The sequence below is a fragment of the Streptomyces sichuanensis genome, from assembly GCF_020328095.1.
Classification (GTDB): Bacteria; Actinomycetota; Actinomycetes; order Streptomycetales; family Streptomycetaceae; genus Streptomyces; species Streptomyces cinnamoneus.
Genome location: NZ_JAIXMK010000059.1, coordinates 17,385 through 40,601 on the forward strand (window position 1 = coordinate 17,385; position 23,217 = coordinate 40,601).

Sequence of the window (23,217 nt, forward strand, 5' to 3'; positions counted from 1 at the left end):
GAATCGTGGATGGCGGCGCGTACGGTCCGGCACGCGCGCCCTGCCGGGCAGAACACGCCGCGGCCTCTTCCATGGTACGGGGCGCTGCCGCATTCGGCCGCCTCAGGCCGGTCCGGGCCCCTCTGACCTGCGGCTTTCGTCCGCAATCGATGGACGGGCCGGTGCGATCGGCCCGCCCGGCGACGCGGACGGGAGGGTAGGGGAAGCGGTCAGCGCCGGTAGCCGATGTCCTGGTAGCGCGGGCTGGCGAGACCGAAGGCTCCGGCGTTCACGACCGTCCTGCGCGTCCCGACCAGTTCGGGCCGCTGGTACAGCGGGATCGATCCCGCCGCGGCCCAGATGCGGGCGTCCGCCCGGGCCATCAGGTCGTGCGCGGCGTCCGCGTCGAGCTCCGTCGACGCCTGGTCGAAGAGCCGGTCGATCTGGTCGGTGCCGACCCGGGTGTAGTTCTGCTCGACGATCAGCGAGCCGTCCGGCGCCGGCTGCGGCTTGGCGAAGATCGGCCGGGCGTCGGTGGCCGGGAAGGCGCCGGTGGGCCAGCCGTAGAGGGCCAGGTCGAAGTCGCCGGAGGCGATGTGGTCCTTGAAGAAGGAGGCGTCGTCGACCTTGATGACCTCCGTGCGCACCCCGATGGCGTCGAGCTGGCGGGCGATGCGCTCGCCCACCGCCCGCAGCGGCTCGGCCCCGGCCCCCTTCGGCAGGACGAAGCGGAGGGTGAGCTTCTTGCCGTCCTTGTAGCGGGCCGGGGAGGCGCCGGCCTTGTCGCCGGTGTCGAGGGTGCCCTTGCCGTCGATGCCCGGCCCGCCGGCCGGCCCGTCGCCCAGCCCGTCCAGCCCGTCCGGGTCGTCGTCGGGGCCGGTCCCGTCCGGGTCGTCGTCATCGGCCGGCCGGCCTCCCGCCCGGACGCCGGAGGTGATCACGGGTGCGGTGCCCGCCGCCTTCTTCTGGGGCCCCGCGCCGTGGCCCGCCTTCCAGCCGGCGTCCGCCAGCAGGGCCTGGGCCGCCTTGGGGTCCACGGAGCCGATCGCGCTGCTGGTGTCCTCGTACCCCTGCTGGCCGGCCACCAGGACGTGGCTGCCGAGCGGCTGGGCGGGCAGCCCCAGGGGCGCCAGGACGTACTCGGCGATGGCCTTGCGGTCGACGGCCCGGGCGATGGCCCGCCGGACGCGCTCGTCGGCGAGCGGGCCGGAGGCGCCGTTGAGGGCGAGCTGGGTGTACGCGGGCTCCAGGGAGCGGCGGACGACCAGGCCGCGCAGGGCCGTCACATCGGCGGCGGCGGGCTTGTTCGCGCCGTCCACCCGGCCCTGGTCGGGCCGCCCCTCCGCGCGGGCCGCACCGGGGCTCGCACCGGGGCTCGCGCCGGCCGGGGCGATGATGCCCGGGCGGCCCTTGTCGGACCGGTCCTTCTTCGACGGGGTGTTCGCCTTCGTGATGCGCTCCGCGGCGCCCGGGGTGATCTCGGCGATGTCGACCTTCCCGCTCGCCAGTGCCGCGACGCGCTGCTCCGGCGGTACGGCCCGCAGCACGAGCCGGTCGAGCTTGGCCCGGTCGCCCCACCACCGGGGGTTGCGCACGAGCGTGAGCGTGCCCTGCTTGGCGTCGCGCCCGCCCACCGCGAAGGGCCCGGCGGCGAGCTTGAGCTCCTTGCGCGCCGAGTCGTTGAACGCGCTGCCGCTGCCCATCACCGACCGGGGGTAGAGCGGGGTGAAGAGCGCGGGCCAGTCGGTGCAGTTCTTGGCGAAGGTGACCTTGACCTCCTGGTCGTTCGCACCGCGTTCGACCCGGTCGATCCGGTCGTAGCCGGCGTTGCGGGCCGTCCAGTACGCGCTGTCCTTGCCGCGCAGCGCCTTCCACTGGGCCTCGAAGTCGGCGGAGGTGATGGCGGCGCCGTTGCTCCACACGGCCTTGGGGTTGAGCTTGTAGACCACGACCTGGCGCGGTTCGCGCTGGGTGACGGAGGCCGAGGCCAGGTAGTCGGGGTTGCGCTGCGGCCGGCCGCGGCCGTCGAGCGTGAAGAGGGCGGGCAGCACGGCGCCGGCGACCCGCTGGGACGCCTGGTCCGCGTCGGCCTGGAAGGTGTTGTAGGTGGCGGGCAGCGCGTTGACGGCCCAGGTCAGGGTGCCCCTGTCGGCGACCTTGGAACGCGGGACCGCCGCGATGTCCCGGGGGGCGGCGGGGCCTTCGGCCTCGTCGTCGCCGGCGCCGCATCCGGTGAGGAGCGGCAGCGGCAGGAGCAGGCCCGCGGCGAGCAGGACGGCGGAACGGAGGCGCGTACGGGACCGCGTGTGCTGGGACGACATGGGGCTACCTCCGCCGGTCCGGTCCAAGATCGTGCACAGACGGCGTCAACTGAAAGCGACGCCCCGCGCGGCGGGGCGCCGACACGTCGTCCGTCGCCCGCACGCCACCCACCTGGGCGAACGCGGGGACGGCCAAAGGGGGTCGCAGCGAATGCGCTCCCGCGAAGCCGCGATCGGGGCGGCTATCTTCCCCTGGAGGGGTGTGACGCGCGACACTCTCAGTCGCATGACCGGGCGCCACCCGCAACCCCCGACGCGGAAGGCCACATCATGTCCGTCAAAGAAGAACTGACTGCTGTTCAGCGGTGCCTCGACGACCTGGACCGCGCGATCGGACGGCTGGAGAAGCACCTGGGCAAGGGTGCGCTGGACGTGCGGCGGCTGCGCACCGACGCCGGGCACCTGCGCGAGAGCCTCGCCCTGCTGCGGGCCGGCGCCCCCGCGGAGCCCCCGCACGCCGGCCGGCCCGGCCTGACGCAGATGGTGCCCGTGCCCGACACCCCCTACGACGCCTCGCTGTGGGCGGGCGCCGAGGAGGAGGGGCTCGGCTCCCAGCACGGGCTCGTGCCCTGATCCGCGCCCCGGCCGCGGCCGGCCCCACCGTCCCCCTCCTTTCCGGAGCCCCCCTTGGCCACTGGTACCGATCCCGAAGTCTCCGCCGCCGCGGACGACCAGCCCGCCCGCGGCGTCCACCACGCCTCGCGCGCCGCGATTCCCGCCCGCCACCTGCGCCGCGACCGCTGGTGGCTCACGCCGGCCGCGACCGCCGCCGGGCTGCTGGCGTTCATCGCCTACTCCACCTGGCGCGCGTTCGCCGGTGACGCCTACTACGCGGCGCCCTACGTCTCGCCGTTCTACTCACCCTGCCTCGCGGCGAACTGCGTCGACATGAACGGCGGCGCGGACTGGGAGCTGGTCGGCTCGTGGTGGCGCCTGTCGCCCGCGCTGCTGATCCTGATCTTCCCGCTGGGCTTCCGGCTGACCTGCTACTACTACCGCAAGGCGTACTACCGGGGCTTCTGGGCCTCACCCCCGGCCTGCGCGGTCCCGGAGCCGCACGCGACGTACACCGGCGAGACCCGCTTCCCGCTGGTCCTGCAGAACGTCCACCGCTACTTCTTCTACTTCGCGGTGCTCGTGGCGGGCATCCTCACCTACGACGCCGTCCTGGGCTTCCGCGACGCGGACGGCGCCTGGGGCCACATGGGGCTGGGCACCCTCGTCCTGCTCGCCAACATCGCGCTGATCTGGGCGTACACCCTCTCCTGCCACTCCTGCCGGCACATCGTGGGCGGCCGGCTGCGGAACTTCTCCAAGCACCCCGTGCGGTACCGCATGTGGGGCTGGGTCAGCGCGCTCAACGCCCGCCACATGCAGCTGGCGTGGGCCTCGCTGGTGAGCGTCGCGGTGGCCGACCTGTACGTGTACCTGGTCGCCAGCGGCGCCTTCGACGATCCGCGCTTCTTCTAGGAGAGGGACCCTTTCGAATGACACGGGTGGACCGGCAGTCCTGGGACGTGGTCGTGGTGGGCGCCGGGGGCGCCGGGCTGCGTGCCGCCATCGAGGCGCGCGAACAGGGACTGCGCTGCGCGGTCATCTGCAAGTCGCTGTTCGGCAAGGCCCATACGGTGATGGCGGAGGGCGGCATCGCCGCCTCCATGGGCAACGTCAACCACAACGACAACTGGCAGGTGCACTTCCGCGACACCATGCGCGGCGGCAAGTTCCTCAACAACTGGCGGATGGCCGAGCTGCACGCACAGGAGGCCCCGGACCGGGTCTGGGAACTGGAGACCTGGGGCGCGGTCTTCGACCGCACGCCCGACGGCCGCATCTCCCAGCGCAACTTCGGCGGCCACGAGTACCCCCGACTGGCGCACGTGGGCGACCGCACGGGCCTGGAGCTGATCCGCACCCTGCAGCAGAAGATCGTCTCACTGCAGCAGGAGGACCACCGGGAGTACGGCGACTACGAGTCCCGGCTGAAGGTCTTTCAGGAGTGCACGGTCACGCGCGTGCTGAAGGACGACGGCAAGCGCGTGAGCGGCGTCTTCGGCTACGAGCGCGAGTCGGGCCGCTTCTTCGTCATCGAGGCCCCGGCCGTGGTGCTGGCCACCGGCGGCATCGGCAAGTCCTTCAAGGTGACGTCGAACTCCTGGGAGTACACCGGCGACGGGCACGCGCTGGCGCTGCTGGCCGGGGCCCGCCTGGTGAACATGGAGTTCGTGCAGTTCCATCCGACGGGCATGGTCTGGCCGCCCTCGGTGAAGGGCATCCTCGTCACCGAGTCGGTGCGCGGCGACGGCGGGGTGCTGCGCAACAGCGAGGGCAAGCGGTTCATGTTCGACTACGTCCCGGACGTCTTCAAGGAGAAGTACGCCGAGTCCGAGGACGAGGGCGACCGCTGGTACACCGACCCCGACCACAACCGCAGACCGCCCGAGCTGCTCCCCCGCGACGAGGTGGCCCGCGCCATCAACGCCGAGGTCAAGGCCGGGCGGGGCTCCCCGCACGGCGGGGTGTTCCTGGACGTCTCGACCCGGATGCCGGCCGAGGCGATCAAGCGGAAGCTGCCGTCCATGCACCACCAGTTCAAGGAGCTGGCGGACGTGGACATCACGGCCGAGCCGATGGAGGTCGGCCCGACCTGCCACTACGTGATGGGCGGTGTCGAGGTCGACCCCGACACCGCCGCCGCGGCCGGGGTGCCCGGCCTCTTCGCGGCCGGCGAGGTCGCGGGCGGCATGCACGGCTCCAACCGGCTCGGCGGCAACTCCCTGTCCGACCTGCTGGTCTTCGGCCGCCGCGCGGGACTGCACGCGGCCCGCTACGCGGCCGGCTTCGCCACCGGCGCCGCCCCGGCCGTCGCGGACGCCGACGTCGAGCTGGCCGAGGCGGAGGCGCTGCGCCCGTTCGGCGCGGAGGGCGGCGCCCCGGGCGAGGCGGAGGGGGCGCCCGAGAACCCGTACACCCTCCACCAGGAGCTGCAGCAGGCGATGGGGGACCTGGTGGGCATCATCCGGCGGGCCCCGGAGATGGAGGAGGCGCTGCACCGCCTCGCCGGGCTGCGCGCCCGGGCCCGGCGGGCCGGGGTGGAGGGCCACCGGCAGTTCAACCCCGGCTGGCACCTGGCCCTGGACCTGCGCAACATGCTGCTGGTCAGCGAGTGCGTGGCGCGGGCGGCCCTGGAGCGCACGGAGAGCCGGGGCGGGCACACCCGCGACGACCACCCGGGCATGGACCGGCGGTGGCGGCGCGTGAACCTGGTCTGCCGGCTGGCCGACGAGTCCGCGCAGCAGGCCGTGACCGACTCGGCGCTGGGGCTGGTGCGCCTGGAGCGGTGCGAGACGCCGCCGATCCGGCCGGACCTGCTGGCGCTCTTCGAGAAGGAAGAGCTGACGAAGTACCTGACCGACGAGGAGCTCACGTCATGAGTTATCAGGCCCGCTTCAAGGTGTGGCGGGGTGATGCGGACGGCGGCGGCCTCGCCGACTTCGAGGTGGCCGTCAACGAGGGCGAGGTCGTCCTCGACATCATCCACCGCCTGCAGGCGACCGCCGCGCCCGATCTGGCGGTGCGCTGGAACTGCAAGGCGGGCAAGTGCGGCTCGTGCAGCGCCGAGATCAACGGGCGGCCGCGGCTGATGTGCATGACGCGGATGTCGGTCTTCGACCCGGCGGAGACCATCACGGTCACCCCGATGCGGGCCTTCCCGGTGGTGCGGGACCTGGTGACGGACGTGTCGTACAACTACGCCAAGGCGCGCGAGGTGCCGGCGTTCGTGCCGCCGGCCGAGCTGGGGCCGGGGCAGTACCGGATGCAGCAGGAGGACGTCGGCCGCATCCAGGAGTTCCGCAAGTGCATCGAGTGCTTCCTGTGCCAGGACACCTGCCACGTGGTGCGCGACCACGAGGAGAACAAGGGGGCCTTCGCCGGGCCGCGCTTCCTGATGCGGGTGGCCGAGCTGGACATGCACCCGCTGGACGCGGCCGACGAGGCCGGCGTCGACCGCCGCCGCGGGGCCCGCGAGGACCACGGACTGGGGTACTGCAACATCACCAAGTGCTGCTCGGAGGTCTGCCCCGAACACATCAAGATCACGGACAATGCGCTGATCCCGCTCAAGGAGCGGGTGGTCGACCGTTCGTACGACCCGCTGGTCTGGCTCGGCAACAAGATCCGCCGTCGGCAGGGCACGTAGCGCGGGGTGGTGCGCGGCCCCGGGGGTGCTGCGCCCCCGGGGCGCGGAGACCGCCCGAGCGTGCCGTCCGGGGCTGCGGAAACGGGCGTGAACACGCTGCGTAGAACCCCCCTCCCTCCCGGTAGCGGATCGGCCAATCCGGTCATACTCTCCAAAATGTGACGCGGCTTTCCTGGTGGTGGGGGCCGAGGGCGCCCAGCTGGGCCATGATCAGCGCCCTCCTCGCGCTGTGCGCCTTCCTGCTTCCCACCGCGCCCGCCGCGCGCGCCGACACGCCCCTCGACCTGGAAGCCTCCGGCCGGATCACCGACACCGTCGGCGCCCTCGGCCGCCGCCGCGGGCAGGTCGAGGCCGCGCTGGAGCGCCTGCACGCCTCCCAGCACATCCAGCTCTACGTCACCTACGTCCGGGACTTCTCCGGCCGCCCCGGGCGCGGCTGGGCGGACGCCACCGCCGACCGCAACGGACTCGGCCCCCGCGCCGTACTGCTGGCCATCGCCACCCATGCGCGCCAGTACGCCGTCTCCGCCGACAAGGACTCCGGCTTCCGCAAGGCCCAGCTCAAGGAGGTCGCCACCACCGCCATCGAGCCCGCCCTCGCCGAGCACGACTGGGCCGGCGCGGCCGTCGGCGCCGCCGACGGCTACCGGGCCGTCCTGCAGGGCGAGCCGGTCCGCCCGCCCGTCATCCGTCCCGGCGCCGCCGACCCCGGCGGTGACGGTCTCGTCCCCGGCGAGCAGGGCGTCTGGGTGCCGATCGCCGGGGGCCTCGTCCTGTGCCTGACGGGGCTGTACGCCTGTTCCCGGCGGTCGCGGCGCGCGCGGGCCGCCCGGCGGCGCCGGGCCGCGGCACGGGACCACCCCGTCCTCGCCGCCACCACGCGGCCCGGGCTCACCCGGATGGTCCAGCCCCTCACCCCGTTGCCGGAACTGGCCGCGGAGGCGGCGGTCAACCTCGTCTGCACCGACGACGCGGTCCGCACCAGCGCGGAGGAGCTGGTCTTCGCGACGGCCCAGCTGGGCGAGGCGGCCACCCGTCCCTTCGCGGAAGCCGTGGACTGGGCCCGGGGAGAGCTGGCCGACGCGTTCCGGCTGCGGCAGCGGCTGGACGACGCGCCCTTCATGGACCAGGACATACGCCGGCACATGCTGGACGAGATCTGCTCGCGCTGCACCAGCGCCAACCGGCGCCTCGACGCGGAGTCGGCGGCCTTCGACCGGCTGCGCGACCTCAAGGCCAACGGCGCCCTGATCCTCGCCCAGGCCGAGGCGATGGCCCGCACCATCGCCCCGCGCGTCGCCACCGCCGAGGCGGTCCTGGCCGCCCTCGCCCCCTACCGGCCGGACGACGTCCTCGCCCCCGTCGCCGCCCACCCTGGCGAGGCCCGGGACCGCCTGGCCTTCGCCGACACCGCCCTCGCCGAGGCCCACGCCGCGATCACCACGGGCGACACCGACCACGCCGCGGTCTCCCTGCGGGCCGCCGAGGCCGCCCTCTCCCAGGCCCGCACCCTCACCTCCGCCGTGCTGCGCCACACGCACGGCCTCACCACGACGAACCTGCCGGCCGGCCCGGCGCGCGCGGTGCTCGTCGCCCGCGCCGAGGTGGCGGCGGCCCGCGACTACATCGGCACGCACCGGGGCGCGATCGGGTGCGGGGCACGGACGCGGCTGGCGGAGGCGGAGCGGCGGCTGGCCCGCGTGACGGGCCCCGCGGCGGCCGCGGAGGCCCTGCGGGCCGCCGAGCTGGCCCAGGAGGCCCGTGCCCTGGCCGAGGAGAACGTCACGGAGTACGACGCCCCGACGGCCCCGCACCCCACGCGCATCCTGGGCGGCGCCCTGCTGGGCGGCATCATCCTGGCGGGCCTGCTGCCGGCCACGTTCGGCGGCGGGGCGACGCGGGGCCGGCTGGCGCACTGAACCCGGCCCCACGGCCCGGCGGCCGCCTCAGGGCGGGCTCACCTCAGGGCGGGCTCACCTCAGTACAGGCTCAGCAACGCCTCCACCGCGTCCGGGGCCGGCGACTCGCCGTCCGGGAGCCCCAGTTCGAACCAGACCGTCTTGCCGTGCGGAATGCGGCGGCTGCCCCAGGCCGCGCTGAGCAGCCCCACCAGCTGCAGCCCCCGCCCGCCCTCGTCGGTGTCGCGTGCGCGCCGGCGCCGGGGCTGGACGTGGCCGCCGTCCCACACCTCGCACACCAGCGTGCGGTCCAGCAGCAGCCGCAGCCGGATCTCGCCCTCCCCGTACCGCAGGGCGTTGGTGACGAGCTCGCTGACCAGCAGCTCGGTGGTGTCGACCAGGTCCGTGAGCTCCCAGGTCTCCAGCTGCTCCCGGGCCAGCTCCCGGGCGCGGGCGACCGAGCGCGGCTCCGGCGGGAGGGTCCAGTCGCCGACGCACCCCTCGCTCAGGCCCCGCAGGCGGGCCATCAGCAGGGCGATGTCATCCTCGCCGTGGTGGGTGTCCAGGGCGCTGAGGACGTGGTCGCAGACGTCCTCCAGCGGCCGCTCCGGGTCGGTGAGGGCGTCGCGGAACGCCTGGAGGCCCTCGTCCAGGGGATGGTCGCGGGACTCGACGAGGCCGTCGGTGTAGAGGGCGAGCAGCGCGCCGTCCGGCAGCTCGATCTCGGTCTCCTCGAACGGCTCGCCGCCCACGCCCAGCGGCATGCCGGGCGGCACGTCCAGGAGCATGGCGGGCTCGCCCGCCTCGACGAGGACCGGCGGCAGGTGGCCGGCGTTGGCGACGGTGCAGCGCCGGGTGACGGGGTCGTAGACGGCGTAGACGCAGGTCGCCAGGTAGACCTCGGAGAGGTCGGCGGGACGGACGCTGCCGCGCACCCCGCGCGAGGCGGACTGCTTGCCGCCGGGCCGGCCGAGGCCGTGGGCGATCTCGTCGAGCGCGGAGAGGACCTCCGCCGGCTCCAGGTCGAGCATGGCCAGGGTGCGCACGGCGGTGCGCAGTTCGCCCATGGCGACGGCGGCGCGCAGCCCGCGGCCCATGACGTCGCCGACGACGAGCGCCGTGCGGTGGCCGGGCAGCTCGATGACGTCGAACCAGTCCCCGCCGACCTCCGTCGCGGCGTTGCCCGGCAGGTAGCGGCAGGCGATCTCGACGCCGGCGGCCTCCGGGTCGCCCGGGGGCAGCAGGCTGCGCTGGAGGATGAGGGCGCGCTCGTGCTCGCGCCGGTAGAGGCGGGCGTTGTCGATGCAGACGGCGGCCCGCGCGGCGAGCTCGACGGCCAGGGCGGTGTCCCGCTCGCCGAAGGGCTCGCTGCCCTTGGTGCGGGAGAACTGGGCGAGGCCCACGACCGTGTCCCGCGCGACCATGGGCACCGCCAGGGTGGACTGCACGACCGCGCCCAGCTCCGAGCCGCCCTCCTCGCCCTCGCGGCCGGGGACGACCTGGACGTGGGCCGTGCGCAGCGCCTGGGCGCAGGGCGAGTGGAAGGGGTAGCGGTGCACCTCGCCGACCTGGATGGGCTTGTCGTCGGGGTCGACCGGCGCCCCGGAGACGGCGCTGGAGTACGCCACGCGGCGCAGCTCGGCGCTGCCGTCCGCGAGGCCGGGCGGGGCCTCGTCGCCGGCCAGCAGGCCCTGGTAGAGGTCGACGGAGGCCAGGTCGCAGAACTGCGGGACGGCGACGTCGAGGAGTTCGCGGGCGGTGGTCTCCAGGTCGAGGGAGTTGCCGATGCGCGCTCCGGCCTCGTTGAGGAGGGCCAGGTTGCGCCGGACGCCCGCGGCCTCCCGCTCGGCGCGGCGGCGGCCGGTGACGTCGGTGGCGATGGCGGCCACGCCGATCGGCCGTCCGCTGCCGCTGTGCAGCCGGTACAGGGCCACGGACCAGCGGCGGCGCTCGGTGTGCCCGGGCACCGGCCCGACGAGCTGAATGTCCGCCACGGGCTTTCCGGTGTCGAGGACTTGGCGCAGGGCGGCGGTCAGCCGCTCGGCCTCGGCGCGGGGCAGGAAGTCGTGCGGGGTGCGGCCGCGGTGCCAGGCGGCGGGGCGGCCGAAAGTCTGGGCGAAACTCTCGTTGACGCGCAGCAACGTCAGGTCCGTGCCGAAGAAGAAGAAGCCGAGCGGAGATTGGCCGAAAACGGCTTCCGAGGCGGCGATGTCCGTCTCTATTCCGCGCAGCGCCCGGACGTCGACGGCCACACAGAGCGCGGCGCGGTCGCCGTCGGCGTTCTCACTGGGCATCACATAGATCTCGGCCAGGCCGCTGTGGCGCTCGCCGCGCTGGTACGGGACGAGGCCGGTCCACGCCCGGCCGTCGAGGCCGCCCTCGGCGAGGAAGGGGGCGCCGGTGCGCGGCGGCCCCTGGTGCACGTCGGCGGGGGCGAACACCTCAAGGGGGTCCCTGCCGACGGCGTGACGGGCCGTTATCCCGAAGAGTTCGGCGGCCCGTTCGCTCCATTGCTCGATCCTGCCGTCGGAGCCGAGGGAGAAGGACGCCACGCGGATGTAGTCGTAAAGGGAGCCGGGCGGACTGTTCTGCCACAGCGTGGCGTCCGTACCCTCTGGCCTGCCCGCAGTACCCGCTGGCTTTTCGCTCACGTGCCCGTCCCCTCCGGCTCATGTGCTCGCACCGGCATCAGAAGGCCGAGTATCCAGCACAGGGGCCCTTCGGAACACGGACTTCACGATCACAGCACGGTCTCATCCCGCTATGTCTCCTCCCCGGGTTACTAACCGGGCAGGCTCAGCTCGAACCACACTGTCTTGCCGGTGGTGCCGGGGCGGGTCCCCCAGCGTCTGGAGGCCAGGGCCACCAGTTGCAGTCCGCGTCCGCCCTCGTCGTCGGCGCCGGCGACGCGCTCGCGGGGCGGGTCGGGCAGGGGGTCGGAGACCTCGACGAGGAGGGTGGGGCCGGCGTGGGAGTACATGCGGACGCCGATGGGGCCGCTGGCGTAGCGCAGGGAGTTGGTGACGAGCTCACTGACCAGCAGCACCGTCACGTCGGTGACGCCGTCGAGCCCCCACTCGCGCAGGGTGTCGCGGACCAGGGTGCGGGCGGTGCGCACGGCGCCGGCCTCGGCGGGGAAGCTCCACTCGGCGAAGCCGGGCGTCCATGCCAGGGTCCCTGCGCTCTCGCTCACGCCGACCACTTCCCAGACCGCTGCGACCCCGCCGTCATGTCCGGCTTTGGGGATAATAATCAGCACATACCCGGTATGGGGGCTTGCCTATCTTCCCCGCCGGGCTCTGTCCGTCGCGGGTGCCGCATTCGGCGTAGGCGCGTCTGCGCTCGGGGTGGAGGCGCCGCAGGTCAGCGAGGGCCAGGGGGAACGGCGTCCGCGGCGGCGAGCAGCCGTGCGGCCAGCGCCACGGCGGGGCGGTCCTGCTCCAGCCAGTCGACCTCGTCGATCCGGTCGGGGGTGAGCCAGCGCAGTTCGTCGTGGTCCTCAAGGGGGCGGGGCTCCCCCGCCAGCAGCCGGGCCGTCCAGACCTGGAGGACGTAGCCGGGCTTGAGGGGCCATTCCCCCTCGATGCGCTCCAGCGGCTCGGCCTCGACGCCGAGCTCCTCGCGCAGCTCCCGGACGAGCGCCTGCGCGGGCGTCTCGCCGGCTTCCATCTTGCCGCCGGGCAACTCCCAGCGGCCGGCCAGCTCGGGAGGGGCGCTGCGCCGCGCGGCCAGCAGCCGCCCCCGGTCGAACACCGCTCCGCCCACCACCACACGCACCGTCGTCATGGGGGACAAGCCTACGTGCGGGGCGGCGGACCCGGGACGGCGCCGGGCCTGGGAAGGCGCCGCCCCGGGGGCGCACACCTGGGGAAGCCGCGCGCCGCGCGCGCCGGCCTCCCCAGGAAGCGGCTAGGTGACCGCACGGCCGACCCTCTCGACTATGTAGAGCTGCTGGCGCCCGTGGGCGTCCAGCCGGTCGGCGACGCGCTCGGCCTCCGTTCTGGTGGCGTAGCGCCCGACGCGGTAGCGGTTGCCGTTCTCGTCCTGGCGGATCACCAGCCAGGGCAGGACCGGTCCGGTGTCAGTCATCGTTCCTGCCCTCCCGCCGTCGCCGCGCGCACCGGCGCACGCCCTTCGGTGACTTCCGAAGAAACCGCAGTCCGCATATGCCCGAGCGTACGCCCGACCTTTACGCAGCGGATACGGGTTTTCACGAAGAGGTACGCATTCGGCCACCCTAAGGGTTACTTGGCCTTCGCCAGCTCCGCTTCGTCGGCCTCCTCGGCCACGGGCGCCTCGGCGATCTCCTTCTCGACCTGGATGAGCGTCGGGTTGCGCCAGGCGCTCTTGACGCCCCACGCGTAGAAGGTGAGGGCAATCAGGACAACGACCACGATGTCCCAGCCCGGGGCGAGGTAGCCCTTGCCGCCGAACTCGGTGCCGCCGGCCCACGAGACGAACGCCATGACGAGCAGGTAGGTCACCATCCAGGCGCCGGCCTGCAGGTGCGGCTTCAGCTCGGCCCAGGGCTTGCGCAGCTCGTACCAGGCCCAGATCGGCAGGCCGATGGCCATGATGAAGATGACCTTGCCCGTGAGCGGCCAGCGGGCCCAGTACATGACCAGCGAGCCGAAGATCATCGCGATGGGGGCGATGACCGGCATGGCCTTGAGCTTGACCGGGCGCTTCATGTCCGGGGCGATGCGGCGCAGCGACATCACGGCGACGGGGCCGGTGATGTACGAGATGACCGTGGCCACACCGACGATCTCGGCGATCGAGCCCCAGCCGCGGAAGACGGCGAGGAAGACGAAGGAGATCGCGAGGTTGAGCAGCAGGGCCGGCTTCGGCACACCGGTCTTGGGGTCGACCTTGCCGAAGACCTTGGGCAGGTGGCCGTTCTCCTGGACGCCGTGGATCATGCGCGAGGTGGTGGCCGCGTAGATCATGCCGGTGCCCGAGGGGGAGATGAAGGCGTCCGCGTAGAGCAGCAGCGCCAGCCAGTTCAGGCCCCAGGTGATGGAGAGGTCCGCCAGCGGGGACTTGTAGGCCAGGGTGTTCCAGCCGCCGGAGAGGTCCGCGGCCGGGACGGCCATCAGGAAGGCGACCTGCAGCGCGATGTAGATGACCAGCGCGATCAGGATGGAGCCGACGACGGCCTTCGGCAGCGACTTGCCGGGGTTGCGGGCCTCGGCGGCCATGTTGAGCGGCGACTGGAAGCCGTTGAAGGCCCAGACGATGCCCGCGACGGCGACGGCGCTGAAGACGGCGCTCCAGCCGTTGGGGGCGAAGCCGCCGTGGGCGGAGCCGACGTTGCTGGTGTCGAAGTGCGCGAAGATCAGCGCGCCCGCGGTCAGCGCCGGCACCACGACCTTGAACACGGTGATCGCGTTGTTCGTCTTGGCGAACAGGGTGATCGCGAACCAGTTCAGGAAGAAGTAGAAGACCACCAGGACGCTGGCGGCCGCGAGGCCGGTGCCGGTGAGCTCCTTGCCGTCGAAGAGCTTGCCCGCCCAGTCGAACTTCCACGAGCTCATGTACTGGATCGACGCGGTGGCCTCGCCGGGGATGACGGAGACGATCGCGATCCAGTTGGCCCAGGCGGCCATGTAGCCGGCCAGCGAGCCGTGCGAGAACTGGCCGTACCGCACCATGCCGCCCGCCTTGGGGAACATCGAGCCGAGCTCGGTGTAGGTCAAGGCGATGGTCAGCGCCACGACGGCGCCGATGACCCAGGCAAAGATGGCGGCCGGGCCGGCCAGCACGGCGGCACGCTCGGCACCGAACAGCCAGCCGGAGCCGATGATCGACCCGAGGCCGACGGCGGTCAGTGCCGTCGTGCCGAGGGTCCGGCGGTAATTCGAGTGGGAACCCTGTTCGGTGCTCAAACCCCGGATCTCCTTTTCCTTCTACTCCCCCACGGGCAGGACGCAAACCGCGCCATCGTACGGGCGATTTGGCCGAGTTGGTTCTGCCAAAAGGCCCTGACCTGGGACGATGTGAGGTTTGCAACACCGGAGGGACCCATTCCGAATGGGGATGGAATGGGACAAAGGAGACACTTCCTACCCGCTGGTACGTACCAGCGGGAGGTGTTTCCGGACGTCCGTTCAACTGACTTCCGAGTCAGTTCATCTTCGGTTCACGGCTACTTCACGGGCAGGTGGTAAGCGACCCGGTAGCGCTCGGCCAGCATGACGACGTCGGCGGTCTCGACCGGGCAGCCGCCCGCGCAGTACGTCCGCGACACCACCACCACGCAATGCCCGGGCACCCCGCCGAGGGCGAGCGTCTCCTCGGCCAGCCCGGGGCGGGCGCTGACCTCCTCGGTGACGTTGTCCACGATCAGGTCGATGGCGGCCATCCGCTCGACCACGCCGCGGCCCGCCAGCGGGCCCTCCTCGGGCAGCATCACGGGCGTACGGCCGGTGAGGGCCAGGGGCTCCCAGGAGGTGGAGAGCATGCACGGCTCGCCCGCGGACCGGAACAGGTAGTCGGTCCGCATCACCCGGTCGCCCGGCGCGATCCGCAGCCGCCGGGCGGTGACCGCGTCGGCCACCCCCTGCTCGCTGCGGGACTCCCAGGTGCCCTTGACCCGGTCGTCGGCCTGCTCCTGCCGGAAAGGCGTGGACTCGCCGACCGCGCGGTACCCCGTACGGACCACGGCACGGGGCACCGGCTGCTCGCGCACGTACGTCCCGGAGCCGGATCTCCCCTCCACCAGCCCCTCGGCCATCAGCACCTTGCGGGCCTCCAGGGCCACGGTGTCGGAGACCCCGTACTGCTCCCGGATGCGCGCCTGGGACGGTAGCCGGGTGTGCGGCGGCAGCTCGCCGGCGACGATCTTCTGGCGCAGATCGCCGGCGACGCGAAGGTATGCGGGCTGGTCACCGAAGGCCACGTCCACTCCCAAAGGGTTGACAGTCCGCAACAGCTTGGCAACCGACGGTTGCGGTCCGCAACTTCTGGCCAAGGCATTACGCGGCGCGGCGACCCCCAGCTCAGACCGGCCCGCCCGAGATCCACTCGGCACATGCGCCGAGCACGCACCGGAGGCACATCCGCATCTATGCAAGGAATGCGGCCGCGGCGCGCCCACGGAGCGTGCGCTCCGCTATTCCCCTACTCCACGAAGTAGGAGTCGTGGCGCACGAAGAACTCCGTGCGCTCCTCGTCCGTCGCGTCCGCGAGGGCCGCGAGCCCCTCGAAGTACTCCTCGCGCGGCGCGCCCGGAGCGAAGAGCATCAGCATCTCCGCGGGCGCGTCCGAGTCGTTGCGGAAGGCGTGCAGCCCGCCCTGCGGCACGTACAGGAATCGGATCCCTCTTGTTGAGAGTCCTGCCGAGGCACTGTTCCTGTCCATGATTAACCGGGGCCGCCGGCCTATTCCCGGCCACGGGACGGCGAAGGAGTCCGCCCGTCCCGCACGTTGTGTACACATGGCACACTGAGTACGCTTGAGCGCATGACGCAGCCGCTGCCCATAGAGTCCATCCGCGATGTGCGCGCGCACCTCGCCGAGGTCGTGGAGCGTGCCGACCGCGACGACCTGCCCACGGTCATCACCCGCCGAGGCAAGGAAGTCGCCGCCGTGGTGTCGATCGAGGTGCTGCGCAAGTACCAGGAGTGGGAAGAGCGCGAGATCAACCGGATCATCGACGAGCGCATGGCCAACCCGGCCCCCGGCATCCCGATCGAGGACGTCATGAGGGAGACCCTGGCGCGCGGTGAGTGAGTATCGAACTGTCTTCCGCCCCGAGGCCCAGGCGGAGCTTCGTAAGATCCCTCGCGACATGGCGCTCCGCATCCTGGCCAAGCTGACCCAGTTGGAGAGCGACCCGCTCGGCTTCAACACCACCGCACTCGTGTCCCAGCCCGAACGCCGCCGCCTACGAGTGGGTGACTATCGCGTCGTCTACACGATCGACAACGGCGAACTGGTGGTGTGGGTCGTGCACGTCGGGCATCGCTCCACCGTTTACGACACCTGACTCCCGCGCCCGGATCACACGGTCGGCCGGAACCGCTTGAGGCAGCGGCACCACTGCCGGGCCGGCCGCGCCGGATTGTCAGTGGCGGCTGCTTCCATGGCGACATGAGCACTGCGCACGAGACCGCCGCCCTTCTCCCCGACCCCGTCCAGCTCCGCGCCCATCTGCGCGCACTGGCCGTCCTGGACACGACGATCGGTGACGATCCGCGGTTCTGCCAGTACACCTTCGACACCGCCTGGGGCCCCGGCGAGGAGGTGGCCCTGATGGAGAACGGCTCGGGGGACGACTTCTCCGTCCACTTCACCCCGGCCGGCGTGCTCATACGCGGCTTCGACCACGAGTCGGAGATGAGTCCGTACGGGACGGACGACGAGCAGGTCTGGCCCGGTGTCATCGACGACGTGCCCGCGGCGCTGCGCCCGCTCCTGGACGAGCCCGCCTTCCACGACGAGGGGATCGGCGCCCCTCGGGTCACCGTCTGCCTGTGGCGGGAGACCGGCGACACCGTCTGGCGCACCGGCTCGGCCATCACCTTCCCCACCGGCAGCGAGGACCCGGACGGCTCCGTCTTCCTCTTCCATCTCCTCACCGACCGCTCCCCCGAGGCCGTCCAGGCCCACTTCGAGGACTACTACGAGCGCCCCGTCCCCCTCGACGCCGTCCGCCACGTCCTCGCCGGACACCCGCTGACCCCTGCGATCGCCAGGGCCCTCAACCCGGCCGTCCTCTCGGACGACGCACCGGAGGAGTCCGCCTTCGAGCCGCCGCTCGAAGCACGGTGACGACGAAGGGGCCGGCCCCCTGAGGAGCCGGCCCCTTGCAGTCATGCATCGGTCACACGTTGAAGCGGAACATCCACCACAACGCTCCCACCTGCGGAAACGGTCTTCTGAGAGATCCAAGTCAGCACAGAATCAGCACCGGCGGCAGGTCCGGGGTTTTCAGAACAGCCAGGAAGGGCGGTCGCCTCTTGACGATCTCGTGGCCCAGGCCTCGCCGAGTCGCTACGGTTTAGCCATGACCGCACTGCCCGACTGGATGCGCCCGCCGCGCGCGGAAGGCTGGTTCGCGGAGGACCTGGACCGCCTCCCCGAGGCGCCACGCCACACCGAGCTGATCGACGGAGCCCTCGTCTTCATGATGTCGCCCCAGCGGTCCTGGCACGGCCGCCTTGTCACCTCCCTCACCACCACACTCATGGCCACCGCGCCCGCCGGTTTCGAGGTCGAACGGGAGATGACGATCCGCCTCGACGAGCGAAACCGGCCGGAGCCGGATCTGCTCGTGACGACCGCGCCGTATGACCCGGACCGCACGTGGTACGCGCCGGAAGAAGTCCGGCTCGTCATCGAGGTCGTCTCACCCGAGTCCGCGCACCGGGACCGCACGGTGAAGCTGCACAAGTACGCAGAAGCCAAGATCCCGCACTACTGGTGCATCGAGGAAGAGGACGGCGCTCCTGTCGTGCACGTCTACGAACTCGACGAACCGACTGGTGTCTACGCACCCGCGGGAATCTTCCGGGGCACCCTCGAACGCCCTGTGCCCTTCGATATCAACCTGGATCTCGACAAGCTCACCCCGCCCCGGGGCAACTAAGAGTCAGCACCAAGTCAGCACGGAACGCAGAGGGGGCCGGACTCACAGAGCCCGGCCCCATTTGACCTGCACGTTTGACGAACCGTTTAACTCACGGTAACGAACCACTCACACGTTGAAGCGGAACTCCACCACGTCGCCGTCCGCCATCACGTACTCCTTGCCCTCCATGCGGGCCTTGCCGGCGGAGCGGGCCTCGGCGACGGAGCCGGTGGCGACCAGGTCCTCGAAGGAGATGACCTCGGCCTTGATGAAGCCCTTCTGGAAGTCGGTGTGGATCACACCGGCGGCCTCGGGGGCCGTCGCGCCCTTCTTGATCGTCCAGGCGCGGGACTCCTTGGGGCCGGCCGTCAGGTAGGTCTGCAGGCCCAGGGTGTCGAAGCCGACGCGGGCGAGGGTGGCCAGGCCGGGCTCCTCGGCGCCGACGGACTGCAGGAGCTCCATGGCGTCCTCCTCGTCGAGCTCGGCCAGGTCGGCCTCCAGCTTGGCGTTGAGGAAGATGGCCTCGGCCGGGGCGACCAGGGCGCGCTGCTCGTCCTTGAAGGCGTCGTCGGTCAGCTCGTCCTCGTCGACGTTGAAGACGTAGAGGAACGGCTTCGTGGTCAGCAGGTGGAGGTCGTGCAGGAGCTCCGCCTTCTCCGAGCCCTGGACGATGCCCGCGGAGAAGAGGGTGGTGCCCTCCTCCAGGAGGGCCTTGGCCGCCTCGACGGCCGCGACCTTGGGCGCGACGTCCTTCTTGATCCGCATTTCCTTCTGCAGGCGCGGCAGGACCTTCTCGATGGTCTGCAGGTCGGCGAGGATCAGCTCGGTGTTGATCGTCTCGATGTCGTCCTTGGGCGAGACCTTGCCGTCGACGTGGACGACGTTCTCGTCCTTGAAGGCGCGGATGACCTGGCAGATCGCGTCGGACTCGCGGATGTTCGCGAGGAACTTGTTGCCCAGGCCCTCGCCCTCGGAGGCGCCGCGCACGATGCCGGCGATGTCGACGAAGTCGACGGTGGCCGGGAGGATCTTCTGCGAACCGAAGATCTCGGCCAGCTTGGTCAGCCGCGCCTCCGGGACGCCGACGACGCCCACGTTGGGCTCGATCGTGGCGAACGGGTAGTTCGCCGCCAGCACGTCGTTCTTGGTCAGGGCGTTGAACAGGGTCGACTTGCCGACATTCGGCAGACCGACGATTCCGATCGTGAGCGACACGTGGCGACTTCCCGTTGTTCCCGTAGTAGCGAGGGTTCCGCGCCCCGTGACGCGCCCGGTCATCCAGTCTACGGGTCCCGTCCGCACACGGGCCCCGGGCGGACGATTCCTCGAACGCACGGCCAAGGTGGCTCAAACTGCGTGTCCCGCGCCGGTTTCCCCGTCCGCGCCCCCCTAATTTGGTCCGGTGGAGCAACCCAGCACGCGCATCCCCCAGCGCAAGGCCCGCCGCGGTTCCCCCGTGCCCCGCCCCTCGGCGCCCGTGGGGCAGCGCCAGGGCGGCGCCCTCCGGCGCCCCCGTCCCGGGCGCCCCACCCCGTCGCCGGACCGCCCCCCGGCCCCCCGGCTGACCGGTCTGGGCAGCGGCCTGCTCACCGCTCTGGCCATGCTGGGCATCGGCGTCGCGGACTCGGCGCTGCTGGACGGCAGCGCCCGGGTATACGACGTGTTCTTCGTGCTCGGCAGCGCGGCCTGCGCGCTGTGGGTGCGGCCGGCCGAGGTGATGACCGCACCCGTGAGCGTGCCCATCGCCTTCGCCGTGGGCGTCCTGCCGCTGAGCGACGGCACGGGCGGCTTCGGCGGCCGGCTGATGAGCGTGGTCACCTTGCTGTCCCTGAACGCGGGCTGGCTCTACGCGGGCACGCTGCTGGCCGCGCTGATCGCGCTGGTCCGCAGGGTCCTGCTGATCAAGGCGCGGCGACGGGCCCGGGCCCAGCTGCGGAAGCGGCCATCGCAGCACCCACGATCCCCGCGTTGTTCTCCAGACGAGCGGGCACGATTTCGGCGCTGACGCCCTCGATCAACGGCAGGAACTTCTCCGCCTTGCGGCTGACGCCCCCGCCGATCACGAACAGCTCGGGCGACAGCAGCATCTCCACATGGGCGAGGTAGCGCCCGACCCGCTTGGCCCAGCGGCTCCAGCTGAGGTCCTCGGCCTCCTTGGCGCGGGTGGAGGCGCGGGTCTCCGCGTCGTGGCCCTGCAGCTCCAGGTGGCCCAGCTCGGTGTTGGGCACGAGCCTGCCGTCGCTGAAGACCGCGCTGCCGATGCCCGTGCCGAAGGTCAGCACGACGACGGTGCCCCTCCGCCCCTGCCCGGCGCCGAACGTCATCTCGGCCAGCCCGGCGGCGTCCGCGTCGTTGAGCACGGTCACCGGCGTGCCCAGCCGCTCGCTGAGCAGCCCGGCGGCGTCCTGGCCGATCCAGTGCTTGGAGATGTTGGCGGCGGTGCGCGTCGTGCCGTTCACCACGACGCCGGGGTACGTCACCCCCACCGGACCGACCGGCAGCCCGAAGTGCCGGACCACCTGCTGCACGCAGTCGGTGACCGCCTCCGGGGTGGCGGGGTGCGGAGTGAGCACCTTGAAGCGCTCCTCCGCGACGTCGCCGCGCTCCAGATCCACCGGAGCGCCCTTGATGCCCGATCCGCCGACGTCCACGCCGAATACGTTCATACCGACACGCTACGGCGTGGAACGGGCGGTCACCCCTCGGACGACGCGGCCAGTCCCGCGGCCTCCGCGCGCAGGTCGCGACGGAGCTCCTTGGGCAGGGAGAAGGTGATGGACTCCTCGGCGGCCTTGACGATCTCGACGTCCTCGTAGCCGCGCTGCGCCAGCCACTCCAGCACGCCCTGGACGAGGATCTCGGGCACGGAGGCACCCGACGTCACACCCACGGTGGAGACACCCTCCAGCCAGGCTTCGTCGATCTCCTCGGCGTAGTCGACGAGGTGCGCGTCCCGCGCGCCGGCGCCCAGCGCCACCTCGACCAGCCGCACGGAGTTCGACGAGTTCTTCGACCCGACCACGATCACCAGATCGGCCTCGGCACCCATCTGCTTCACCGCGACCTGGCGGTTCTGCGTGGCGTAGCAGATGTCGTCGCTGGGCGGGGAGAGCAGGTTGGGGAAGCGGCCCTTGAGGGCGTCGACGGTCTCCATGGTCTCGTCCACCGACAGCGTGGTCTGCGAGAGCCACACGACCTTGTCGGGGTCGCGCACCTCGACGTTGGCCACGTCCTCCGGCCCGTCGACGAGGGTGATGTGGTCCGGGGCCTCACCGCTGGTCCCGATGACCTCTTCGTGGCCCTCGTGACCGATCAGGAGGATGTCGTAGTCGTCCTTGGCGAAGCGGATGGCTTCCTTGTGGACCTTGGTCACCAGCGGGCACGTCGCGTCGATCGTGGCGAGCTTGCCGCGCGCGGCCTCCTCGTGCACCACCGGGGCGACGCCGTGCGCGGAGAAGATGACGATGTTGCCCTCGGGCACCTCCTCCGTCTCGTCGACGAAGATCGCGCCCTTCTGCTCCAGCGTCTTGACCACGTACTTGTTGTGGACGATCTCGTGCCGCACGTAGACGGGGGCGCCGTACTGCTCCAGCGCCTTCTCGACGGCGATCACGGCACGGTCCACGCCCGCGCAGTAGCCACGGGGGGCGGCGAGCAGAACCTTGCGGGCGGGAGTACCAGTCATGCGGTCCATCGTAAGGGCCCGCACCCACCGGCGTGGCCCGGCCGGGGGCCGGTGCGGCGCCCGAATACTGGCGACATGCCCCCACCGGTCCCCATCGACGGCGACGGCACGCTGCGCCGCACGCTCACCTTCCGCGACCTGGTCGTCTACGGTCTGCTCTTCATCGCCCCCATGGCGCCCGTGGGCGTGTTCGGGACGCTCGACGCGAGGTCGCACGGGGCGGTCGCCCTGGTCTACGTCGTCGCCACGGCCGCGATGGCCCTGACGGCCTTTTCGTACGCCCAGATGGTCCGCGTGGCACCCCGCGCGGGCTCCGTCTACACGTACGCGCGCGTGGGGCTCGGCGAGGGAGCCGGCTTCGTCGCCGGCTGGATGGCGATGCTGGACTATCTGCTGATCCCGGCGGTCGCCTACCTCTTCTCGGGCATCGCGATGCACGCGCTCGTCCCCACCGTCCCGCAGTGGGTGTGGACGGCCCTGGCGGTGGTCGTCACCACCGGACTGAACCTGTCGGGCGTCCGTGCGGCAGCACTCGTCGGTTTCCTGGTGCTGGCCATGGAGATCGCGGTCCTGGCGGTCTTCGTGGTCGCAGCGGCCGTCGCGCTGACCCAGGACGGCCCCCGCCACGGCTGGCTGTCGCCGCTGACCGGGGAGGGGGGCTTCGAGACGGCGGCGGTGCTGGGCGCGGTGTCCGTGGCGGTCCTGTCGTACCTGGGCTTCGACGCGATCGCGTCGTTCGCGGAGGAGGCGGCGGGCGGCTCGGAGAAGGTGGCGCGAGCAGTGATCACGTGCCTGGCCGCAGCGGGCCTCCTCTTCGTCGTCCAGACCTACCTGGCCGCACTACTGGCTCCCATGTCACCGACCGGACTGGCGGCAAACCCGTCCGCCCAGGGTGCGGCCTTCTACGACACGGTGGACGCGGCCACCGGCCCGTGGCTGCACGACCTGGTGGCGGCGAGCAAGGCGATCGGTGCGGCCTTCGCGGCGCTGGCCGGCCAGGCGGCCGCCGGCCGCCTGCTCTTCGCGATGGCACGCGACCGCCGGCTGCCGGCCCTGCTGTCGAAGGTGGACCCCGGCTCGGGCGTACCGCGGCCGGCCCTGCTGGCCTCGGCCTCGGTCACACTGCTCGCCGCCGTCTGGGCGGCCAGCCGGGACGACGGCCTGGACCGCCTGGTGTCCGTCGTGGACGTCGGCGCACTGGCGGCCTTCGCCCTGCTGCACGCGTCGGTGATCGGCTGGTTCTGCGTCCGCAAGCACAACGAACGCATCAGCCCGCTGCGACACGTGGCGATCCCGCTCCTGGGCCTGGTGGTGGTGACGGCAGTGATCGCCGAGGCGGCGTGGACGGCACAGCTGGCAGGCGCGGTATGGCTGGCAGCGGGCCTGACGTACCTGACGACCCAGCACGTGAGGCGTCACGGACCGGACTGACGCGACCCGGCATCACCGTCGCGCCGGCAGGAACAGCGACCACCGGCGAGGGCGGGCGCCCGGACGGACGGAAGGGGCCGGGGTGGGGTGGGGCCTGGCAGGGGCGTAAGGGTTATTTGCGGCGGGCA

The 23,217-nt window shown here is 72.0% G+C and carries 21 protein-coding genes and 1 pseudogene; 11 read left to right on the forward strand and 11 right to left on the reverse strand.

What is annotated here, in order from left to right:
* Positions 1–209: 209 nt before the first annotated feature.
* Positions 210–2,300 carry an ABC transporter family substrate-binding protein gene (locus tag LE181_RS18340; protein ID WP_225662384.1) on the reverse strand — a complete coding sequence of 697 codons (2,091 nt, stop codon included), beginning with the start codon at positions 2,298–2,300 and terminating at the stop codon, positions 210–212.
* Positions 2,301–2,570: 270 nt separating this feature from the next.
* Between LE181_RS18340 and LE181_RS18345 the strand changes: the two genes are divergently transcribed.
* From LE181_RS18345 to LE181_RS18365, 5 genes are all read left to right on the forward strand, one after another.
* Complete coding sequence (locus LE181_RS18345) at positions 2,571–2,873, forward strand: Rv0250c family protein (protein ID WP_225662385.1); 303 nt, start codon at positions 2,571–2,573, stop codon at positions 2,871–2,873.
* A gap of 54 nt (positions 2,874–2,927) precedes the next feature.
* On the forward strand, positions 2,928–3,770 hold the full coding sequence (gene sdhC, locus LE181_RS18350; protein ID WP_225662386.1) for a succinate dehydrogenase subunit SdhC: 843 nt from the start codon (positions 2,928–2,930) through the stop codon (positions 3,768–3,770).
* A gap of 17 nt (positions 3,771–3,787) precedes the next feature.
* On the forward strand, positions 3,788–5,734 hold the full coding sequence (locus tag LE181_RS18355; RefSeq protein ID WP_225662387.1) for a fumarate reductase/succinate dehydrogenase flavoprotein subunit: 1,947 nt from the start codon (positions 3,788–3,790) through the stop codon (positions 5,732–5,734).
* Positions 5,731–6,501, forward strand: coding sequence for a succinate dehydrogenase/fumarate reductase iron-sulfur subunit (locus LE181_RS18360; protein WP_190112176.1), 771 nt, complete (start codon positions 5,731–5,733; stop codon positions 6,499–6,501). Before LE181_RS18355 ends, LE181_RS18360 begins: the two co-directional genes overlap by 4 nt.
* A gap of 158 nt (positions 6,502–6,659) precedes the next feature.
* Positions 6,660–8,420, forward strand: coding sequence for a TPM domain-containing protein (locus LE181_RS18365; protein WP_225662388.1), 1,761 nt, complete (start codon positions 6,660–6,662; stop codon positions 8,418–8,420).
* Positions 8,421–8,479: 59 nt separating this feature from the next.
* Here LE181_RS18365 and LE181_RS18370 read toward each other — a convergent pair whose 3' ends face one another.
* From LE181_RS18370 to LE181_RS18400, 7 genes and pseudogenes are all read right to left on the reverse strand, one after another.
* Complete coding sequence (locus tag LE181_RS18370; protein ID WP_372458401.1) at positions 8,480–11,050, reverse strand: SpoIIE family protein phosphatase; 2,571 nt, start codon at positions 11,048–11,050, stop codon at positions 8,480–8,482.
* 131 nt (positions 11,051–11,181) lie between these two features.
* The gene (locus LE181_RS18375; protein ID WP_225662401.1) at positions 11,182–11,601 is read right to left on the reverse strand and encodes an ATP-binding protein; all 420 of its coding nucleotides are present in this window, start codon (positions 11,599–11,601) and stop codon (positions 11,182–11,184) included.
* Positions 11,602–11,762: 161 nt separating this feature from the next.
* Positions 11,763–12,185 carry a (deoxy)nucleoside triphosphate pyrophosphohydrolase gene (locus tag LE181_RS18380; protein WP_225662389.1) on the reverse strand — a complete coding sequence of 141 codons (423 nt, stop codon included), beginning with the start codon at positions 12,183–12,185 and terminating at the stop codon, positions 11,763–11,765.
* 123 nt (positions 12,186–12,308) lie between these two features.
* Positions 12,309–12,488: an SPOR domain-containing protein gene (locus tag LE181_RS18385; RefSeq protein WP_190112180.1), complete on the reverse strand. Its 180-nt coding sequence runs from the start codon at positions 12,486–12,488 to the stop codon at positions 12,309–12,311.
* A gap of 155 nt (positions 12,489–12,643) precedes the next feature.
* Positions 12,644–14,287: an APC family permease gene (locus LE181_RS18390; protein ID WP_225662390.1), complete on the reverse strand. Its 1,644-nt coding sequence runs from the start codon at positions 14,285–14,287 to the stop codon at positions 12,644–12,646.
* Between the two features lie 260 nt (positions 14,288–14,547).
* Positions 14,548–15,300, reverse strand: a complete 753-nt coding sequence (locus LE181_RS18395) for a GntR family transcriptional regulator (RefSeq protein WP_225662402.1) — start codon at positions 15,298–15,300, stop codon at positions 14,548–14,550.
* Positions 15,301–15,521: 221 nt separating this feature from the next.
* A pseudogene (locus LE181_RS18400) lies at positions 15,522–15,713 on the reverse strand (cupin domain-containing protein); the annotation flags it as partial.
* A 150-nt stretch (positions 15,714–15,863) separates the two neighbouring features.
* On the opposite strand from LE181_RS18400, the gene LE181_RS18405 reads away from it, so the two are divergent.
* The 4 genes from LE181_RS18405 to LE181_RS18420 all read left to right on the forward strand — a co-directional run bounded on the left by LE181_RS18405 (position 15,864) and on the right by LE181_RS18420 (position 17,991).
* Entirely contained in the window at positions 15,864–16,133 is a 270-nt protein-coding gene (locus LE181_RS18405) for a type II toxin-antitoxin system Phd/YefM family antitoxin (protein WP_225662391.1), read from the forward strand.
* Positions 16,126–16,389 carry a type II toxin-antitoxin system RelE family toxin gene (locus tag LE181_RS18410; protein WP_225662392.1) on the forward strand — a complete coding sequence of 88 codons (264 nt, stop codon included), beginning with the start codon at positions 16,126–16,128 and terminating at the stop codon, positions 16,387–16,389. The genes LE181_RS18405 and LE181_RS18410 overlap by 8 nt, the downstream gene beginning before the upstream one ends.
* Before the next feature lie 104 nt (positions 16,390–16,493).
* Positions 16,494–17,174: a hypothetical protein gene (locus LE181_RS18415; protein ID WP_225662393.1), complete on the forward strand. Its 681-nt coding sequence runs from the start codon at positions 16,494–16,496 to the stop codon at positions 17,172–17,174.
* 235 nt (positions 17,175–17,409) lie between these two features.
* A complete protein-coding gene (locus tag LE181_RS18420; protein ID WP_225662394.1) occupies positions 17,410–17,991 on the forward strand; it encodes a Uma2 family endonuclease in 582 nt (193 codons plus the stop codon).
* Positions 17,992–18,099: 108 nt separating this feature from the next.
* On the opposite strand, the gene ychF is transcribed toward LE181_RS18420, so the two are convergent.
* Positions 18,100–19,188: a redox-regulated ATPase YchF gene (gene ychF / locus LE181_RS18425; RefSeq protein ID WP_225662395.1), complete on the reverse strand. Its 1,089-nt coding sequence runs from the start codon at positions 19,186–19,188 to the stop codon at positions 18,100–18,102.
* Between the two features lie 187 nt (positions 19,189–19,375).
* Between ychF and LE181_RS18430 the strand changes: the two genes are divergently transcribed.
* Positions 19,376–19,978 carry a DUF6542 domain-containing protein gene (locus LE181_RS18430; protein WP_225662396.1) on the forward strand — a complete coding sequence of 201 codons (603 nt, stop codon included), beginning with the start codon at positions 19,376–19,378 and terminating at the stop codon, positions 19,976–19,978.
* Here LE181_RS18430 and ppgK read toward each other — a convergent pair.
* Positions 19,875–20,639, reverse strand: coding sequence for a polyphosphate--glucose phosphotransferase (gene ppgK / locus LE181_RS18435; protein WP_225662397.1), 765 nt, complete (start codon positions 20,637–20,639; stop codon positions 19,875–19,877). The genes LE181_RS18430 and ppgK overlap by 104 nt on opposite strands.
* A 29-nt stretch (positions 20,640–20,668) precedes the next feature.
* Positions 20,669–21,658, reverse strand: coding sequence for a 4-hydroxy-3-methylbut-2-enyl diphosphate reductase (locus tag LE181_RS18440; RefSeq protein ID WP_225662398.1), 990 nt, complete (start codon positions 21,656–21,658; stop codon positions 20,669–20,671).
* A 75-nt stretch (positions 21,659–21,733) separates the two neighbouring features.
* Between LE181_RS18440 and LE181_RS18445 the strand changes: the two genes are divergently transcribed.
* Positions 21,734–23,089 carry an APC family permease gene (locus tag LE181_RS18445; protein WP_225662399.1) on the forward strand — a complete coding sequence of 452 codons (1,356 nt, stop codon included), beginning with the start codon at positions 21,734–21,736 and terminating at the stop codon, positions 23,087–23,089.
* Positions 23,090–23,217: the final 128 nt, after the last annotated feature.

What these genes read in the sequence shown, in the direction of transcription:
- LE181_RS18380 (WP_225662389.1), bottom strand. Translation starts at nt 12,185, where the DNA reads ATGACGACGGTGCGTGTGGTGGTGGGCGGAGCGGTGTTCGACCGGGGG.
- LE181_RS18420 (WP_225662394.1), top strand. Translation starts at nt 17,410, where the DNA reads ATGACCGCACTGCCCGACTGGATGCGCCCGCCGCGCGCGGAAGGCTGG.
- LE181_RS18440 (WP_225662398.1), bottom strand. Translation starts at nt 21,658, where the DNA reads ATGACTGGTACTCCCGCCCGCAAGGTTCTGCTCGCCGCCCCCCGTGGC.
- ppgK (WP_225662397.1), bottom strand. Translation starts at nt 20,639, where the DNA reads ATGAACGTATTCGGCGTGGACGTCGGCGGATCGGGCATCAAGGGCGCT.
- LE181_RS18355 (WP_225662387.1), top strand. Translation starts at nt 3,788, where the DNA reads ATGACACGGGTGGACCGGCAGTCCTGGGACGTGGTCGTGGTGGGCGCC.
- LE181_RS18345 (WP_225662385.1), top strand. Translation starts at nt 2,571, where the DNA reads ATGTCCGTCAAAGAAGAACTGACTGCTGTTCAGCGGTGCCTCGACGAC.
- LE181_RS18385 (WP_190112180.1), bottom strand. Translation starts at nt 12,488, where the DNA reads ATGACTGACACCGGACCGGTCCTGCCCTGGCTGGTGATCCGCCAGGAC.
- LE181_RS18445 (WP_225662399.1), top strand. Translation starts at nt 21,734, where the DNA reads ATGCCCCCACCGGTCCCCATCGACGGCGACGGCACGCTGCGCCGCACG.
- LE181_RS18340 (WP_225662384.1), bottom strand. Translation starts at nt 2,300, where the DNA reads ATGTCGTCCCAGCACACGCGGTCCCGTACGCGCCTCCGTTCCGCCGTC.
- LE181_RS18415 (WP_225662393.1), top strand. Translation starts at nt 16,494, where the DNA reads ATGAGCACTGCGCACGAGACCGCCGCCCTTCTCCCCGACCCCGTCCAG.
- LE181_RS18360 (WP_190112176.1), top strand. Translation starts at nt 5,731, where the DNA reads ATGAGTTATCAGGCCCGCTTCAAGGTGTGGCGGGGTGATGCGGACGGC.
- LE181_RS18405 (WP_225662391.1), top strand. Translation starts at nt 15,864, where the DNA reads ATGACGCAGCCGCTGCCCATAGAGTCCATCCGCGATGTGCGCGCGCAC.